We start from the raw sequence: 16,776 nt of genomic DNA, 5'->3' as shown, positions 1-16,776 counted from the left end.
CCATGGCTAGCATTCCAACCATTTCCTTCGACGCCATCATCATCGGTGGCGGCGGCGCCGGCATGCGCGCTGCGCTGCAACTGGCTCAAGGCGGCCACAAGACCGCAGTAGTCACCAAGGTGTTCCCGACCCGTTCGCACACCGTATCCGCCCAGGGCGGCATCACCTGCGCCATCGCTTCGGCCGACCCGAACGACGACTGGCGCTGGCACATGTACGATACCGTCAAGGGTTCCGACTACATCGGTGACCAGGACGCTATCGAGTACATGTGTCAGGAAGGCCCGGCCGCGGTCTTCGAGCTGGACCACATGGGCCTGCCGTTCTCGCGTACCGAAACCGGCCGCATCTACCAGCGTCCGTTCGGTGGCCAGTCCAAGGACTTCGGCAAGGGCGGCCAGGCCGCGCGTACCTGCGCCGCGTCCGACCGTACCGGTCACGCCCTGCTGCACACCCTCTATCAGGGCAACCTGAAGGCGGGCACCACCTTCCTCAACGAGTACTACGCCGTTGACCTGGTCAAGAACCAGGACGGCGCTTTCGTCGGTGTGATCGCGATCTGCATCGAAACCGGCGAAACCATGTACATCAAGTCCAAGGCCACCGTTCTGGCCACCGGCGGTGCGGGCCGTATTTACGCCTCCACCACCAATGCCCTGATCAACACCGGTGACGGTATCGGCATGGCCCTGCGTGCAGGTGTACCGGTACAGGACATCGAGATGTGGCAGTTCCACCCGACCGGCATCGCCGGCGCCGGTGTACTGGTCACCGAAGGTTGCCGCGGTGAGGGTGGCTACCTGATCAACGCCCACGGCGAGCGCTTCATGGAGCGTTACGCGCCGAACGCGAAGGACCTGGCTGGCCGCGACGTGGTCGCCCGTTCCATGGTCAAGGAAATCATCGCCGGCAACGGCGTGGGCCCGAACAAGGACCACGTACTGCTGAAGCTGGACCACCTGGGCGAGGAAGTGCTGCACAGCCGCCTGCCAGGCATCTGCGAACTGTCCAAGACCTTCGCCCACGTCGACCCTGTGGTCGCGCCGGTGCCGGTCGTTCCGACCTGCCACTACATGATGGGCGGCGTAGCCACCAACATTCATGGCCAGGCCATCACCATGGACGAAGAAGGCAAGGATCACATCATTCCTGGCCTGTTCGCCGTAGGTGAAGTGGCGTGCGTATCGGTTCACGGTGCCAACCGCCTGGGCGGCAACTCGCTGCTCGACCTGGTGGTCTTCGGCCGTGCTGCCGGCCTGCACCTGGAAAAGGCGCTGAGCGACGGCATCGAGCACCTCGACGCCAGCGACACCGACATCGACGTTGCCCTGAACCGCCTGAACAAGCTCAACGAGCGCTCTACTGGCGAAGACGTTGCCACCCTCAAGCGCGAGCTGCAGAGCTGCATGCAGAACTACTTCGGTGTGTTCCGTACCGGCGAATACATGCAGAAGGGTATCGAGCAGCTGGCTGGCCTGCGTGACCGCATCGCCAACGTCAAGATCAACGACAAGTCCCAGGCCTTCAACACCGCGCGTATCGAAGCGCTGGAGCTGCAGAACCTGCTGGAAGTCGCCGAAGCGACCGCCATCGCGGCCGAAGCCCGCAAAGAGTCCCGCGGCGCGCACGCCCGTGAAGACTTCGAAGACCGTGACGACGAGAACTGGCTGTGCCACACCCTGTACTACCCGGGTGAGAAGCGCGTTGCCAAGCGTGGCGTCAACTTTGCGCCGAAGACCGTTCCTGCCTTCGAACCAAAAGTCCGGACTTACTAAGGGTGGCCGCTATGTTGAAAGTCGAAGTTTATCGTTACAACCCGGACACCGACTCGGCGCCCAAGATGGAGTCGTTCGACGTCGATACCGGCGGTAAGGACCTGATGGTGCTGGACGTGCTGGCACTGATCAAGGAAAAGGACGAGGGCTTCTCGTACCGTCGTTCCTGCCGTGAAGGCGTGTGCGGTTCCGATGGCATGAACATGAACGGCAAGAACGGCCTGGCCTGCATCACCCCGCTGTCGGGCGTGGTCAAGGGCAACAAGCTGGTGCTGCGTCCGCTGCCGGGCCTGCCGGTCATTCGTGACCTGGTCGTCGATATGAGCATCTTCTACAAGCAGTACGAGAAGGTGAAGCCATTCCTGCAGAACGACACGCCGGCTCCGGCCATCGAGCGTCTGCAGTCGCCGGAAGATCGCGACAAGCTGGACGGTCTGTACGAGTGCATCCTGTGCGCCTGCTGCTCGACCTCCTGCCCGTCGTTCTGGTGGAACCCGGACAAGTTCCTGGGCCCCGCCGCCCTGCTGCAGGCCTACCGTTTCCTGGCCGACAGCCGTGACACCAAGACGCAGGAGCGTCTGGCGTCGCTGGATGACCCGTTCAGCGTGTTCCGCTGCCGCGGGATCATGAACTGCGTGAACGTCTGCCCGAAGGGTCTGAACCCGACGAAGGCAATCGGTCACGTACGTAACATGCTGCTGCAAAGCGGCACCTGATACAAACGCAGTAACGCTGTATGCCGACGCGCGGGTGGTGTGCCCGCGCCGAGGTAAAACCCGAGCAAGGGCTTACAAGGCCCTGGCTCATTACCTATGAAGATATGAGACCAGCAGGGGCTTCCGGGCTGGTACCCGGAAAATCTGCAGGATCCAGGTGGCGTGGTTGGTCGCTGTGTTCGGACTTTTCCAGGTTTGCGTGGCTCTTGCCGATCCGTCCCCTAACCGAGGGTGACCAAGCATGCAAGAAAGCGTGATGCAGCGCATGTGGGAAAGCGCCCACCTTTCAGGTGGTAACGCTGCATATGTGGAAGAGCTCTACGAGCTCTACCTGCACGACCCTAACGCTGTGCCAGAAGAGTGGCGCACCTACTTCCAGAAGTTGCCCGCCGACGGCAGCACCGCTACCGACGTATCGCACTCTACGATCCGCGACCATTTCGTACTGCTGGCGAAGAACCAGCGCCGCGCCCAACCGGTTTCCGCCGGGAGCGTGAGCAGTGAACACGAGAAGAAGCAGGTTGAAGTGCTGCGACTGATCCAGGCCTATCGTATGCGCGGCCATCAGGCTGCCCAGCTCGACCCGTTGGGGTTGTGGCAGCGCCCTGCGCCCGTAGACCTGTCGATCAATCACTACGGCTTGACCAATGCCGACCTTGATACGACCTTCCGTGCCGGCGACCTGTTCATCGGCAAAGAGGAAGCGAGCCTACGCGAAATCTTCGAGGCGCTGCAGAAGACATATTGTCGCACCATTGGCGCCGAGTTCACCCACATCGTCGATTCCGAGCAGCGCAGCTGGTTCCAGCAGCGCCTGGAAAGCGTCCGTGGCCGTCCTGATTTCTCCGCCGACGTGCAGACTCACCTGCTCGAGCGCGTCACCGCGGGCGAGGGCCTGGAAAAGTACCTGGGCACCAAGTACCCGGGCACCAAGCGCTTCGGCCTGGAAGGCGGCGAAAGCCTGATCCCGATGCTGGACGAAATGATCCAGCGTTCCGGTTCCTACGGGACCAAGGAAGTCGTGATCGGCATGGCCCACCGTGGCCGTCTGAACGTGCTCGTCAACACCTTCGGCAAGAACCCGCGCGAGCTGTTCGACGAGTTCGAAGGCAAGAAGATGAACGAGCTGGGCTCCGGTGATGTGAAGTATCACCAGGGCTTCTCCAGCAACGTCATGACTGCCGGTGGCGAAGTGCACCTGGCCATGGCCTTCAACCCGTCCCACCTGGAAATCGTCTCGCCGGTGGTGGAGGGTTCGGTTCGTGCCCGTCAGGATCGCCGCAACGACAGCGTCGGCGACAAGGTCCTGCCGATCTCGATCCACGGCGACGCGGCCTTCGCCGGCCAGGGCGTGGTCATGGAAACCTTCCAGATGTCGCAGACCCGCGGTTTCAAGACCGGCGGCACCGTGCACATCGTGATCAACAACCAGGTCGGCTTCACCATCAGCAACCCGCTCGATGCGCGCTCCACCGAGTACGCCACCGACGTTGCCAAGATGATCCAGGCGCCGATCCTGCACGTCAACGGCGACGACCCGGAAGCCGTATTGTTCGTGACCCAGCTGGCCATCGACTACCGCATGCAGTTCAAGCGTGACGTGGTCATCGACCTGGTCTGCTACCGTCGTCGCGGCCACAACGAGGCCGACGAGCCGAACGGCACCCAGCCTTTGATGTACCAGCAGATCACCAAGCAGCGCACCACCCGCGAGTTGTACGCCGACGCGCTGATCCAGGCCGGTCGTATCGATGCCGAGCGCGCCCAGGCCAAGATCGACGAGTACCGCAACGCGCTGGACAACGGTCTGCACGTGGTCAAGAGCCTGGTCAAGGAGCCGAACCGCGAGCTGTTCGTCGACTGGCGTCCGTACCTGGGCCATGCCTGGACTGCGCGTCACGACACCCGCTTCGATCTCAAGACCCTGCAGGAACTGTCGGCCAAGCTGCTCGAGTTGCCGGAAGGCTTCGTCGTCCAGCGCCAGGTCGCCAAGATCTACGAAGATCGCCAGAAGATGCAGGCCGGTGGCTTGCCGATCAACTGGGGTTATGCAGAGACCATGGCCTACGCCACCCTGCAGTTCGAAGGTCACCCGATCCGCATGACCGGCCAGGACATCGGCCGTGGCACCTTCTCGCACCGTCACGCGGTGCTGCACAACCAGAAGGACGCCAGCACCTACGTTCCGCTGAAGAACCTGTTCCCGGGCCAGCCGAAGTTCGAACTGTACGACTCCTACCTGTCGGAAGAGGCGGTACTGGCGTTCGAATACGGCTACTCCACCACCACGCCGAACGCGCTGGTGATCTGGGAAGCCCAGTTCGGCGACTTCGCCAACGGTGCGCAGGTGGTGATCGACCAGTTCATCACCAGCGGCGAGCACAAGTGGGGTCGCCTGTGCGGCCTGACCATGCTGCTGCCTCACGGCTATGAAGGCCAGGGTCCGGAGCACTCCTCGGCACGTCTGGAGCGTTACCTGCAGCTGTGCGCCGAGCACAACATCCAGGTGTGCGTACCGACCACGCCGGCACAGATCTACCACCTGCTGCGTCGTCAGGTCATCCGTCCGCTGCGCAAGCCGCTGATCGTGCTGACGCCCAAGTCGCTGCTGCGCCACAAGCTGGCCATCTCGACCCTGGAAGACCTGGCCGAAGGCTCGTTCCAGACCGTGATCCCGGAAATCGATGCCATCGATCCGGCCAAGGTCGAGCGCCTGGTGCTGTGCAGCGGCAAGGTCTACTACGACCTGCTGGAAAAACGCCGTGCCGAAGGCCGCGAAGACATCGCCATCGTGCGTCTCGAGCAGCTGTACCCGTTCCCGGAAGACGACCTGGTCGAAATCCTCGGGCAGTACAGCAACCTCAAGCATGCCGTCTGGTGCCAGGAAGAGCCGATGAACCAGGGCGCCTGGTACAGCAGCCAGCATCACATGCGCCGTATCCTGGGCCGCCACAACAAGGCACTGGTCCTGGAATACGCCGGTCGCGACGCATCTGCCGCGCCAGCCTGTGGTTACGCATCGAAGCACGCCGAACAGCAGGAAAAACTGCTGCAAGACGCGTTCACTGTCTAACGCCTTCGCGCACCTGAAACCGAATTTAAGGAAACACTGATAATGGCTATCGAGATCAAAGCCCCAACCTTCCCGGAATCGGTTGCCGATGGCACCGTTGCCACCTGGCACAAGAAGCCGGGCGAAGCCGTCAAGCGTGACGAGCTGATCGTCGACATCGAGACCGACAAGGTCGTCCTGGAAGTCCTGGCCACCGCCGACGGCGTGCTGGGCGACATCGTCAAGGGCGAGGGCGACACCGTCCTGTCCGACGAAGTCCTGGGTTCGATCGTGGAAGGTGGCGCTGCCGCCGCCGCACCAGCCGCTGCCGCCGCGCCTGCTGCTGCTCCGGCTGCCGCTGCCGCCGACGCTGGCGAAGACGACCCGGTTGCCGCCCCTGCCGCGCGCAAGCTGGCCGAAGAGAACGGCATCGACCTGGCTACCGTTTCCGGTACCGGCAAAGGCGGTCGCATCACCAAGGAAGACGTGGTGGCTGCAGTCGCCAACAAGAAGTCGGCCCCTGCCGCACCTGCTGCCAAGCCGGCTGCCGCTGCTGCTGCCCCGGTTGTCGTCGCTGCTGGCGATCGCACCGAGAAGCGTGTGCCGATGACCCGTCTGCGCGCCAAGATCGCCGAGCGTCTGGTCGAAGCCCAGTCGAGCATGGCCATGCTGACCACCTTCAACGAAGTCGACATGACCGAAGTCATGGCGCTGCGTTCGAAGTACAAGGACCTGTTCGAGAAGACCCACAACGGCGTACGCCTGGGCTTCATGTCGTTCTTCGTCAAGGCCGCCACCGAGGCGCTGAAGCGCTTCCCGGCAGTCAACGCTTCGATCGACGGCAACGACATCGTCTACCATGGCTACGCGGACGTCGGCGTTGCCGTCTCCAGCGACCGTGGCCTGGTGGTACCGGTGCTGCGCAATGCCGAATCGATGTCGCTGGCCGAGATCGAGAACGGCATCGCCACCTTCGGCAAGAAGGCCCGTGACGGCAAGCTGTCGATCGAAGAGATGACCGGCGGTACCTTCACCATCACCAACGGTGGTACCTTCGGCTCGATGATGTCGACCCCGATCGTCAACCCGCCGCAGGCCGCGATCCTGGGCATGCACAACATCATCCAGCGTCCGATGGCGATCAATGGCCAGGTGGTCATTCGTCCGATGATGTACCTGGCGCTGTCCTACGACCACCGCCTGATCGACGGCAAGGAAGCGGTAACCTTCCTGGTGACCATCAAGAACCTGCTGGAAGATCCGTCCCGCCTGCTGCTGGACATCTAATCGCGTAGCTGCAGGCTGCGGGCGACAGGCTCCAGACCGGAGCCCGGCGCCCTGCAGCGTGCGGCTTGTAGCTTGAAGCTGATAAGGAATCTTTTATGACCCAGAAATTCGACGTAGTGGTGATTGGTGCGGGTCCTGGCGGCTATGTTGCCGCCATCAAGGCTGCCCAACTTGGTCTGAAGACTGCCTGTATCGAGAAGTACACCGACGCCGAGGGCAAGCTGGCCCTGGGCGGCACCTGCCTGAACGTAGGTTGCATCCCGTCCAAGGCGCTGCTGGACAGCTCCTGGAAGTACAAGGAAGCCAAAGAGAGCTTCAACGTCCATGGTATCTCCACCGGTGAAGTGAAGATGGACGTTGCCGCGATGGTTGGCCGCAAGGCCGGTATCGTCAAGAACCTGACCGGTGGCGTTGCCACCCTGTTCAAGGCCAACGGCGTCACTTCGATCCAAGGCCACGGCAAGCTGCTGGCTGGCAAGAAAGTCGAAGTCACCCAGGCCGACGGCACCACCGAAGTCATCGAAGCCGAGAACGTGATCCTGGCCTCCGGCTCGCGTCCGATCGACATTCCGCCGGCTCCGGTCGACCAGAATGTCATCGTCGACTCCACCGGCGCCCTGGAATTCCAGTCGGTTCCCAAGCGCCTGGGCGTGATCGGTGCCGGCGTGATCGGCCTGGAACTGGGCTCGGTATGGGCTCGCCTGGGTGCTGAAGTGACCGTGCTCGAAGCCCTGGACACCTTCCTGATGGCTGCCGACACCGCCGTGTCGAAAGAAGCCCAGAAGACCCTGACCAAGCAAGGCCTGGACATCAAGCTGGGCGCTCGCGTCACCGGCTCGAAAGTCAACGGCGACGAAGTCGAAGTCACCTACACCAACGCCGAAGGCGAGCAGAAGATCGTCTTCGACAAGCTGATCGTCGCGGTTGGCCGTCGTCCGGTCACCACCGACCTGCTGGCTGCCGACAGCGGCGTCAACATCGACGAGCGTGGCTACATCTATGTCGATGACCACTGCGCCACCAGCGTTCCGGGCGTCTACGCCATCGGCGACGTGGTACGCGGTCTGATGCTCGCGCACAAGGCTTCGGAAGAGGGCATCATGGTCGTCGAGCGCATCAAGGGTCACAAGGCCCAGATGAACTACGACCTGATCCCTTCGGTCATCTACACCCACCCGGAAATCGCGTGGGTCGGCAAGACCGAACAGGCATTGAAAGCCGAAGGCGTTGAGGTTAACGTGGGCACCTTCCCGTTCGCGGCCAGCGGCCGTGCGATGGCGGCCAACGACACCGGCGGCTTCGTCAAGGTCATCGCCGATGCCAAGACCGACCGCGTCCTGGGCGTTCACGTGATCGGCCCATCGGCTGCCGAGCTGGTTCAGCAAGGCGCGATCGCAATGGAATTCGGCACCAGTGCCGAGGACCTGGGCATGATGGTCTTCAGCCATCCGACCCTGTCCGAAGCGTTGCATGAAGCAGCGCTGGCCGTGAATGGCGGTGCCATTCACGTGGCCAACCGTAAGAAGCGTTAATTATAAAAACCACGGCGGGCTGCCCGTCGTGGGTCTTGCGTGCAAGATCCACCGCGGAATGTCCGCCGGACCGGGCCACCGGAAAAATCCGGGGTTAACGGTCACAGGTGGCGCGGCCCTGGAAACAGTGCAGCGCCGAAGCGCAGTACCTAACGAAGACGGTAAAAAGCATGAATCTTCACGAGTATCAGGGTAAACAGCTGTTCGCTGAGTACGGCCTGCCAGTTTCCAAGGGTTTCGCTGTAGACACCCCTGAGCAAGCCGCAGAAGCCTGCGACAAGATCGGCGGTTCCGAGTGGGTTGTCAAAGCCCAGGTCCACGCTGGTGGTCGCGGTAAGGCGGGCGGCGTCAAGCTGGTTCGCAGCAAGGAAGACGCCAAGGCGTTCGCTGCGCAGTGGTTGGGCAAGAATCTGGTCACCTACCAGACTGACGCCAACGGTCAGCCAGTCTCCAAGATCCTGGTCGAATCCTGCACCGACATCGCCAAAGAGCTGTACCTGGGCGCTGTAGTGGATCGTTCGAGCCGTCGCATCGTGTTCATGGCTTCCACCGAAGGTGGCGTGGACATCGAGAAAGTCGCTCACGAAACTCCTGAGAAGATCCTCAAGGCTACCATCGACCCGCTGGTCGGCGCTCAGCCGTTCCAGGGTCGCGAGCTGGCATTCCAGCTGGGCCTGGAAGGCAAGCAAGTTCAACAGTTCGCCAAGATCTTCGTAGGCCTGGCCAAGCTGTTCAAGGATCACGACCTGGCCCTGCTGGAAGTGAACCCGCTGGTGATCAAGGCCGACGGCGACCTGCACTGCCTCGATGCCAAGATCAACATCGACGCCAACGCCATGTACCGTCAGCCCAAGCTGAAGACCTTCCACGACCCGTCCCAGGACGACGCCCGTGAAGCCCACGCTGCCAAGTTCGAACTGAACTACGTTGCGCTGGAAGGCAACATCGGCTGCATGGTCAACGGTGCCGGCCTGGCCATGGGTACCATGGACATCGTCAACCTGCACGGCGGCAAGCCGGCCAACTTCCTCGACGTTGGCGGCGGCGCTACCAAGGAGCGCGTTACCGAAGCGTTCAAGATCATCCTGTCCGACAGCAATGTCGCGGCCGTTCTGGTCAACATCTTCGGTGGTATCGTTCGTTGCGACATGATTGCCGAAGGCATCATCGGTGCAGTGAAAGAAGTCGGCGTGAAAGTGCCGGTCGTTGTCCGCCTCGAAGGCAACAACGCCGAACTGGGCGCTAAAGTACTGGCAGAAAGCGGTTTGAACATCATTGCGGCAACCAGCCTGACCGACGCTGCTCAACAAGTTGTCAAAGCTGCGGAGGGCAAGTAATGAGCGTCCTGATCAATAAAGACACCAAAGTCATCTGCCAGGGCTTCACCGGCTCGCAGGGTACTTTCCACTCCGAACAAGCCATCGCCTACGGCACCAAGATGGTCGGCGGCGTCACCCCAGGCAAGGGTGGCACCACCCACCTGGGCCTGCCGGTGTTCAACACCGTCAAGGAAGCTGTGGAAGCGACCGGCGCTGACGCTTCGGTCATCTACGTTCCGGCTCCTTTCTGCAAGGACTCGATCCTGGAAGCGGCCTTCGGCGGCATCAAGCTGATCGTCTGCATCACCGAAGGTATTCCTACCCTCGACATGCTGGACGCCAAGGTCAAGTGCGACGAGCTGGGTGTCACCCTGATCGGCCCTAACTGCCCAGGTGTGATCACTCCGGGCGAGTGCAAGATCGGCATCATGCCAGGTCACATCCACCTGCCAGGCAAGGTCGGTATCGTTTCGCGTTCCGGCACCCTGACCTACGAAGCTGTGAAGCAGACCACCGACGCCGGTTTCGGCCAGTCGACCTGCGTCGGCATCGGCGGTGACCCGATCCCGGGCTCCAACTTCATCGACATCCTGAAGCTGTTCCAGGAAGACCCGAAGACCGAAGCGATCGTCATGATCGGTGAGATCGGCGGTTCGGCTGAAGAAGAAGCTGCTGCCTACATCAAGGCCAACGTCACCAAGCCAGTCGTTTCCTACATCGCCGGTGTAACTGCACCTGCGGGCAAGCGCATGGGCCACGCTGGCGCCATCATCTCCGGCGGCAAAGGCACTGCAGACGAGAAATTCGCTGCACTGCAGGACGCTGGTGTGAAGACCGTGCGTTCCCTGGCTGACATCGGCAAGGCCCTGGCCGAGCTGACTGGCTGGGAAGCCAAGAAGTAAGTAACACGCTACACCCCCCCACGCGCACAGAGGCCACCTTCGGGTGGCCTTTGTCGTTCCGGGGCGGCCTCATGGCGGGAGTGACAACTCAGATTATTCGATGGGTTCCATAGGATTTTTGCAGCAGACGATTGTTTCAATTCGGGGATAATCGCAACAGTCTTCGGTCATGCAGACGACAAACACATACGCACATCGGACAAGCAGCACCATTACAGTGCGTTTGCCGGGCAAATTCTGTACCCTACGCGTTCACTCTGTGCCCGTACCCCAAAAGGGAACGACACGCTAAACGGGTCTGGCTCACCAAGCCGGGCAACATTTCCTCCATTCACGGGGAAATTTCCTCTCGAATCCCGATTTCAGCAGTGTGGTACTTCCTTAAATGAAAGTGTTAAAAGGCCAGGATATCCTGGCACTTGGCTTCATGACGTTCGCGCTTTTCGTCGGTGCGGGCAATATCATCTTCCCGCCTATCGTCGGCCTGCAGTCCGGTCCGCACGTGTGGATGGCCGCGCTTGGCTTCCTGGTCACTGCCGTGGGCCTGCCGGTCATCACCGTGGTCGCACTGGCCAAGGTCGGTGGCGGCATGGACGCCCTGAGCAGCCCGATCGGCAAGTTCTTCGGTGGCCTGCTGGCAGCGGTCTGCTACCTCTCGGTCGGCCCGCTGTTCGCCACCCCGCGTACCGCGACCGTTTCGTTCGAGGTGGGCGTGGCGCCGCTGACCGGTGAGAGCCCGCTGGCGCTGTTCATCTACAGCCTGGTGTACTTCGCCGTGGTACTGGCGGTGTCGATGTATCCGGGCAAGCTGCTCGATACCGTCGGCCGTTTCCTGGCACCGCTGAAGATCATCGCCCTGGCTGTGCTCGGCATCGCTGCCTTCGCACTGCCGGCCGGCCCTATCGGCGACGCGCAGCCAGCCTACGTGGCAGCGCCGTTCTCCCAGGGCTTCATCAACGGCTACCTGACCATGGACACCCTCGGTGCCCTGGTGTTCGGCATCGTCATCGTCAACGCCATCCGTTCGCGCGGTGTCGAGTCGCCGAAGCTGATCACCCGCTATGCCATCATCGCCGGCCTGATCGCCGGTGTCGGCCTTGCGCTGGTGTACATCAGTCTGTTCCGCCTGGGCGCGGGCAGCCATGAGATCGCGGCCAACGCCAGCAACGGGGCGGCGGTTCTGCATGCCTATGTGCAGCACACCTTCGGTTCGCTGGGCAGCGGCTTCCTTGCCGTACTGATCGCGCTGGCCTGCCTGGTCACCGCCGTGGGCCTGACCTGCGCCTGTGCCGAGTACTTCAGCCAAATACTGCCGCTGTCGTACCGCGCCCTGGTGGTGATCCTGGCGGGCTTCTCGCTGCTGATCTCCAACCTGGGCCTGACCAAGCTGATCATGTTCTCGATCCCGGTGCTGACTGCCATCTACCCGCCCTGCATCGTGGTGGTGGGGCTGAGCTTCGTGAAGGATCTGTGGAACTCGCCGGTACGTATCCTGGCGCCGGTGATGCTGGTGTCGCTGCTGTTCGGCATGGTCGACGCGATCAAGGGCAGCAGCCTGGCGCACATCCTGCCTGACGCTGCGGCGCACCTGCCGCTGAGCGAGCAGGGCCTGGCCTGGCTGGTGCCGTCGGTGATCGCACTGGCTGCGGCCGTGGTCTGTGACCGCATGCTCGGCAAGCCGCGCGAGGCGCTGGCCTGACAGGTTGAAGCCTGCGGTGGGTGCTGGCCACAAGCCAATGGCACTTGCCGAATGCTTGAGCCAAAAGCCCCGCATCCGAAAGGATGCGGGGCTTTTTATTACCCATGCGCCCGCCATGTGAGCGGGCTTGCCCGCGAAGACGCCCGCACAGGCAACGCATATTCCACGCGTAAAGTGTGCCTTTTACCGCTGGCCAACGTCGAACCCCGGACTCCATCATTTATGCACCTGGCCTTCGGAGCCCCTGCATGACCTTCATCCAAAGCAATCTCCATAACCTGCTGGCCATCGCCTGGTTTGCGCTGTGCTGGGGTGGCTATACCCGTTATGCCACCTGGAAGGGGCGTGATACTGCGTGCCTGGCCAGTGTCCTGCATCTCTATCGGGAAGACTGGATGCGCCGCATGTTGCTGCGCGACAACCGCATCGCCGATGCCAGCGTGATCGGCAACCTCGAGCGCAACGCCTCGTTCTTCGCCTCCAGCACGCTGATCATCCTGGCCGGCATCCTCACCGTGCTCGGCGCGTCCGACCGTGCGCTGTCGCTGCTGGCCGACCTGCCGCTGGTGCAGCAGGCCTCGCAAGGCATGTCGGAAATCAAGCTGCTGTGCCTGGCGATGGTGTTCGTCTACGCCTTCTTCACCTTCAGCTGGTGCATGCGCCAATACAATTTTGCCGCGGTGCTGGTGGGGTCGGCGCCGATGATCGGCGAGCGGCAAGTCAGCGAACAGGAGCGCAAGGCGTTCGCCTCGCGTGCGGCCCGCGTGCTGTCGCTGGCGGCCAACCAGTTCAACCTTGGTTTGCGTTCGTATTATTTCGGCATGGCCATGCTCAGCTGGTTCGTCAGCCCGTGGCTGTTCATGATCCTGAGTGTCGGCGTGGTATTCATTCTGTACCGACGGGAGTTCCACTCCCATGTACTGGAAGTGATGGTCTTCACGCCCACGGAAAGTGTGGCGGGTGAAACGGTCAAGGATACTTCGGTCAGCGTTAGTTGATATTCAGGCACTGAAGCGTTTCATCCATTGACGCAGACACAAAAAAACCCGACCTGAGTCGGGTTTTTTCGTTCAGCGCACTTACTGCTTGGCGGGTTCGGCCGGAGCAGTGGAAGGTGCTGGCGTGGAAGGCTGGGCTTCCTCGGCGGCTTTCTGCTGCGCTTCGGCCTGATCTTTGGCGGCTTCGGCGTTTTCCTTGGCGGCCTCGTTCACTTTATCCTGAGCCTCGCCCATTTTCTCCTGGGCTTGCTCGGCATGTTGCTGTGCGTCCTGGGCCTTGTCTTCGCTCGCCTTGTCGCAAGCAGCCAGGCCCATGGCAGCGGCCAGCATCAGAGCAAAAGCAAAAGGTTTACGCATGGGGTGTTTCTCCTTGGTGGAATAACTTGCTTGAAACCTTCGAGTCCAGAGGTCAGCTATAAGTTCAACGCAGGTTGCAGATATATAACACCGCGTTCTATATCGACTTTTCTGCGTTGTTGTGAATTATCGAGTCGGCAAGGAGCAAGTGGATCATGAGCCAGACGCCCCTGATGGCAATGGCCGAACGTTTTCTTTCGGCACTCAGGCACTGCCAGCTGTTACAGATGCGGGTCCATCACGCCGACGCCGAGGGCATGACGCTGTTGTTGCCCTGGTCGCCGGTCATTGTCGGAAATCCACAGACCGGCGCCGTCCATGGCGGTGCGCTGACCACCCTGATGGATACCACCTGCGGCATGGCCACGTTGTGCGTGCTGCCGCAGTTCGAGGTCTGTCCGACCCTGGACCTGCGCATCGACTACATGCACCCCGCCGAGCCTGGCAAGGACATCCACGGCCACGCCCACTGTTATCGAGTTACCCGCGACGTGATCTTCACCCGGGGTAGCGCATACCAGGACGATCCCGGCCAGCCAATCTGCCAGGTGGTCGGCACCTTCATGCGCCTGGGGCACGAGGCACGTGGCGGTATTCGCTTCGCCAGCGCGCTGAAGGAGGGCAGGGCATGATTCCCGAGAACGTCCGCCAGCAACTGACCGAGGCCCACGCGCGCGGCGACTATGCGCCGTTGCTGGCGCTGATCCCCTACGCAGGCCTGATCGGCATCGAGTGCGAGCGCCAGGGCGACGACCTGCTGTTCCGCCTGCCGGCCAACCAGGACAACATCGGCAATCCCTTGCTGCCGGCCATCCATGGCGGCGTGATCGCAGGCTTCATGGAGCTGTCGGCGGCGCTGTATCTGCTGATCTTCAGCGAGAGCCTCAGTATTCCCAAGATCATCGACTTCTCCATCGATTACCTGCGCGCCGGGCACTACCGCGACACCTTCGCCCACTGCCAGCTGTGGCGCCAGGGGCGCCGGGTGACCAATGTGGCGATCACCGCCTGGCAGGCTGATCGCGATTCGCCCATCGCCACTGCCCGTGCGCATTTCAAGATCGAGCCGCATAAGCCCTTGAAATAGTCGGACATGCCCCCATCTGCTGAACATCTGCCCGGCCATGCGCAATTGCCGTCGGGTGCAATGACCAACAGATCGGAGTTTGAAGACGATGAGTGTGGAGACTCAAAAAGAAACCCTGGGCTTCCAGACCGAGGTCAAGCAACTGCTGCACCTCATGATCCATTCGCTGTACTCGAACAAGGAGATCTTCCTGCGCGAGCTGATCTCCAACGCCTCCGACGCCGCCGACAAGTTGCGTTTCGAAGCCCTGGCCAAGCCTGAGCTGCTCGAGGGCGATGCCGATCTGAAGATTCGCGTGAGCTTCGACAAGGATGCCGGCACCGTGACGCTGGAAGACAACGGCATCGGCATGAGCCGCGCCGACGTCATCGCGCACCTGGGTACCATCGCCAAGTCCGGTACCGCCGACTTCATGAGGAACCTCACCGGTGACCAGAAGAAGGATTCGCACCTGATCGGCCAGTTCGGCGTGGGCTTCTACTCCGCCTTCATCGTCGCCGACAAGGTCGATGTGTTCAGCCGCCGTGCCGGCGCACCTGCCGCCGAAGGCGTGCACTGGTCGTCCAGGGGCGAGGGCGATTTCGAAGTCGCCACCGTCGACAAGCCGCAGCGTGGTACCCGCATCGTCCTGCACCTGAAAAAGGACGAGCAGGAATTCGCCGATGGCTGGCGCCTGCGTAATGTGGTCAAGAAATACTCCGACCACATTGCCCTGCCGATCCAGCTGCCCAAGGAGCAGCCTGCTGCCGCCGAAGGCGAAGAGCAGCCGGCCGAGGAATGGGAAACCGTCAACCGTGCCAGTGCCCTGTGGACCCGTTCGCGTACCGAGATCAAGGACGAGGAATACCAGGAGTTCTACAAGCACATCGGCCACGACTTCGAGAACCCGCTGGCCTGGAGCCACAACAAGGTCGAAGGCAAGCTGGAGTACAACTCGCTGCTGTACGTGCCGGCGCGTGCACCGTTCGACCTGTACCAGCGCGAAGCGCCGCGCGGCCTGAAGCTGTACGTGCAGCGCGTGTTCATCATGGATCAGGCCGAGTCGTTCCTGCCGCTGTACCTGCGCTTCATCAAGGGCGTGGTCGATTCCAACGACCTGTCGCTGAACGTCTCGCGGGAGATCCTGCAGAAGGACCCGATCATCGACTCGATGAAGTCGGCCCTGACCAAGCGCGTGCTGGACATGCTGGAGAAGCTGGCCAAGAACGAACCCGAGCAGTACAAGGGCTTCTGGAAGAACTTCGGCCAGGTGCTCAAGGAAGGTCCGGCCGAAGACTTCGCCAACAAGGAGAAGATCGCCGGCCTGCTGCGCTTTGCCTCCACCCACGACGACAGCGGTGAGCAGAGCGTCGCGCTGGCTGATTACCTGGCCCGTGCCAAGGAAGGCCAGGACAAGATCTACTACCTCACCGGCGAGTCGTACGCGCAGGTCAAGAACAGCCCGCACCTGGAGGTCTTCCGCAAGAAAGGCATCGAAGTGCTGCTGCTGACCGACCGCATCGACGAGTGGCTGATGAGCTACCTGAGCGAATTCGACGGCAAGAGCTTCGTCGACGTCGCCCGCGGCGACCTGGACTTGGGCAAGCTGGACTCCGAAGAGGACAAGAAGGCCCAGGAAGAAGTCGCCAAGAACAAGGAAGGCCTGGTCGAGCGCCTCAAGGGTGCACTGGGTGACAGCGTGGCGGAAGTCCGCGTTTCCCATCGCCTGACCGATTCGCCGGCGATCCTGGCGATCGGCGAGCAGGACCTGGGCCTGCAGATGCGCCAGATCCTCGAAGCCAGTGGGCAGAAGGTACCGGATTCGAAGCCGATCTTCGAATTCAACCCGAGCCACCCGCTGATCGAGAAGCTGGACAACGAGCAGAGCGAGGACCGCTTCTCGGAGCTGTCGCACATCCTGTTCGACCAGGCGGCCCTGGCGGCCGGTGACAGCCTGAAGGACCCGGCGGCCTATGTTCGCCGCCTGAACAAGCTGCTGGTCGAGTTGTCTGCTTGAATTGATGCTTGGAAAGCCCGCTTCGGCGGGCTTTTTTCATGGCTGCCTGGAAAAGT

The 16,776-nt window shown here is 61.9% G+C and carries 13 protein-coding genes; 12 read left to right on the top strand and 1 reads right to left on the bottom strand.

Annotation, left to right across the window (positions count from 1 at the left end):
* Positions 1 to 2 precede the first annotated feature (2 nt).
* The 9 genes from sdhA to AC1TXO_RS17980 all read left to right on the top strand — a co-directional run bounded on the left by sdhA (position 3) and on the right by AC1TXO_RS17980 (position 13,280).
* The gene (gene sdhA, locus AC1TXO_RS18020) at positions 3 to 1,775 is read left to right on the top strand and encodes a succinate dehydrogenase flavoprotein subunit (RefSeq protein ID WP_486403001.1); all 1,773 of its coding nucleotides are present in this window, start codon (positions 3 to 5) and stop codon (positions 1,773 to 1,775) included.
* An 11-nt stretch (positions 1,776 to 1,786) separates the two neighbouring features.
* Positions 1,787 to 2,491, top strand: a complete 705-nt coding sequence (locus AC1TXO_RS18015; protein ID WP_012315348.1) for a succinate dehydrogenase iron-sulfur subunit — start codon at positions 1,787 to 1,789, stop codon at positions 2,489 to 2,491.
* Positions 2,492 to 2,732: 241 nt separating this feature from the next.
* A complete protein-coding gene (locus tag AC1TXO_RS18010) occupies positions 2,733 to 5,564 on the top strand; it encodes a 2-oxoglutarate dehydrogenase E1 component (protein ID WP_486403000.1) in 2,832 nt (943 codons plus the stop codon).
* Positions 5,565 to 5,606: 42 nt separating this feature from the next.
* Positions 5,607 to 6,830 (top strand): 2-oxoglutarate dehydrogenase complex dihydrolipoyllysine-residue succinyltransferase, encoded by a 1,224-nt coding sequence (odhB, locus tag AC1TXO_RS18005; RefSeq protein ID WP_486402999.1) that lies wholly within the window; start codon positions 5,607 to 5,609, stop codon positions 6,828 to 6,830.
* 95 nt (positions 6,831 to 6,925) lie between these two features.
* Positions 6,926 to 8,362: a dihydrolipoyl dehydrogenase gene (lpdA, locus tag AC1TXO_RS18000; RefSeq protein WP_486402998.1), complete on the top strand. Its 1,437-nt coding sequence runs from the start codon at positions 6,926 to 6,928 to the stop codon at positions 8,360 to 8,362.
* A 170-nt stretch (positions 8,363 to 8,532) separates the two neighbouring features.
* Positions 8,533 to 9,699 (top strand): ADP-forming succinate--CoA ligase subunit beta, encoded by a 1,167-nt coding sequence (gene sucC, locus AC1TXO_RS17995; protein WP_011534748.1) that lies wholly within the window; start codon positions 8,533 to 8,535, stop codon positions 9,697 to 9,699.
* Positions 9,699 to 10,583 carry a succinate--CoA ligase subunit alpha gene (sucD, locus tag AC1TXO_RS17990; protein WP_016393102.1) on the top strand — a complete coding sequence of 295 codons (885 nt, stop codon included), beginning with the start codon at positions 9,699 to 9,701 and terminating at the stop codon, positions 10,581 to 10,583. Before sucC ends, sucD begins: the two co-directional genes overlap by 1 nt.
* A gap of 385 nt (positions 10,584 to 10,968) precedes the next feature.
* On the top strand, positions 10,969 to 12,282 hold the full coding sequence (gene brnQ, locus AC1TXO_RS17985) for a branched-chain amino acid transport system II carrier protein (RefSeq protein WP_486402997.1): 1,314 nt from the start codon (positions 10,969 to 10,971) through the stop codon (positions 12,280 to 12,282).
* Between the two features lie 248 nt (positions 12,283 to 12,530).
* Entirely contained in the window at positions 12,531 to 13,280 is a 750-nt protein-coding gene (locus AC1TXO_RS17980) for a DUF599 domain-containing protein (protein ID WP_486402996.1), read from the top strand.
* Between the two features lie 81 nt (positions 13,281 to 13,361).
* On the opposite strand, the gene AC1TXO_RS17975 is transcribed toward AC1TXO_RS17980, so the two are convergent.
* Positions 13,362 to 13,637 (bottom strand): hypothetical protein, encoded by a 276-nt coding sequence (locus AC1TXO_RS17975; RefSeq protein WP_054894248.1) that lies wholly within the window; start codon positions 13,635 to 13,637, stop codon positions 13,362 to 13,364.
* 155 nt (positions 13,638 to 13,792) lie between these two features.
* On the opposite strand from AC1TXO_RS17975, the gene AC1TXO_RS17970 reads away from it, so the two are divergent.
* The 3 genes from AC1TXO_RS17970 to htpG all read left to right on the top strand — a co-directional run bounded on the left by AC1TXO_RS17970 (position 13,793) and on the right by htpG (position 16,720).
* Positions 13,793 to 14,269, top strand: a complete 477-nt coding sequence (locus tag AC1TXO_RS17970) for a PaaI family thioesterase (protein WP_486402995.1) — start codon at positions 13,793 to 13,795, stop codon at positions 14,267 to 14,269.
* Entirely contained in the window at positions 14,266 to 14,724 is a 459-nt protein-coding gene (locus tag AC1TXO_RS17965; RefSeq protein WP_486402994.1) for a PaaI family thioesterase, read from the top strand. The genes AC1TXO_RS17970 and AC1TXO_RS17965 overlap by 4 nt, the downstream gene beginning before the upstream one ends.
* 88 nt (positions 14,725 to 14,812) lie before the next feature.
* Positions 14,813 to 16,720, top strand: coding sequence for a molecular chaperone HtpG (gene htpG, locus AC1TXO_RS17960; protein ID WP_486402993.1), 1,908 nt, complete (start codon positions 14,813 to 14,815; stop codon positions 16,718 to 16,720).
* Positions 16,721 to 16,776: the final 56 nt, after the last annotated feature.

The sequence above is a fragment of the Pseudomonas sp. FA117 genome (assembly GCF_057370475.1).
The sequence above is the reverse complement of the archived record's forward strand: the minus strand, read 5'-3'. Positions and strand labels throughout refer to the sequence as shown.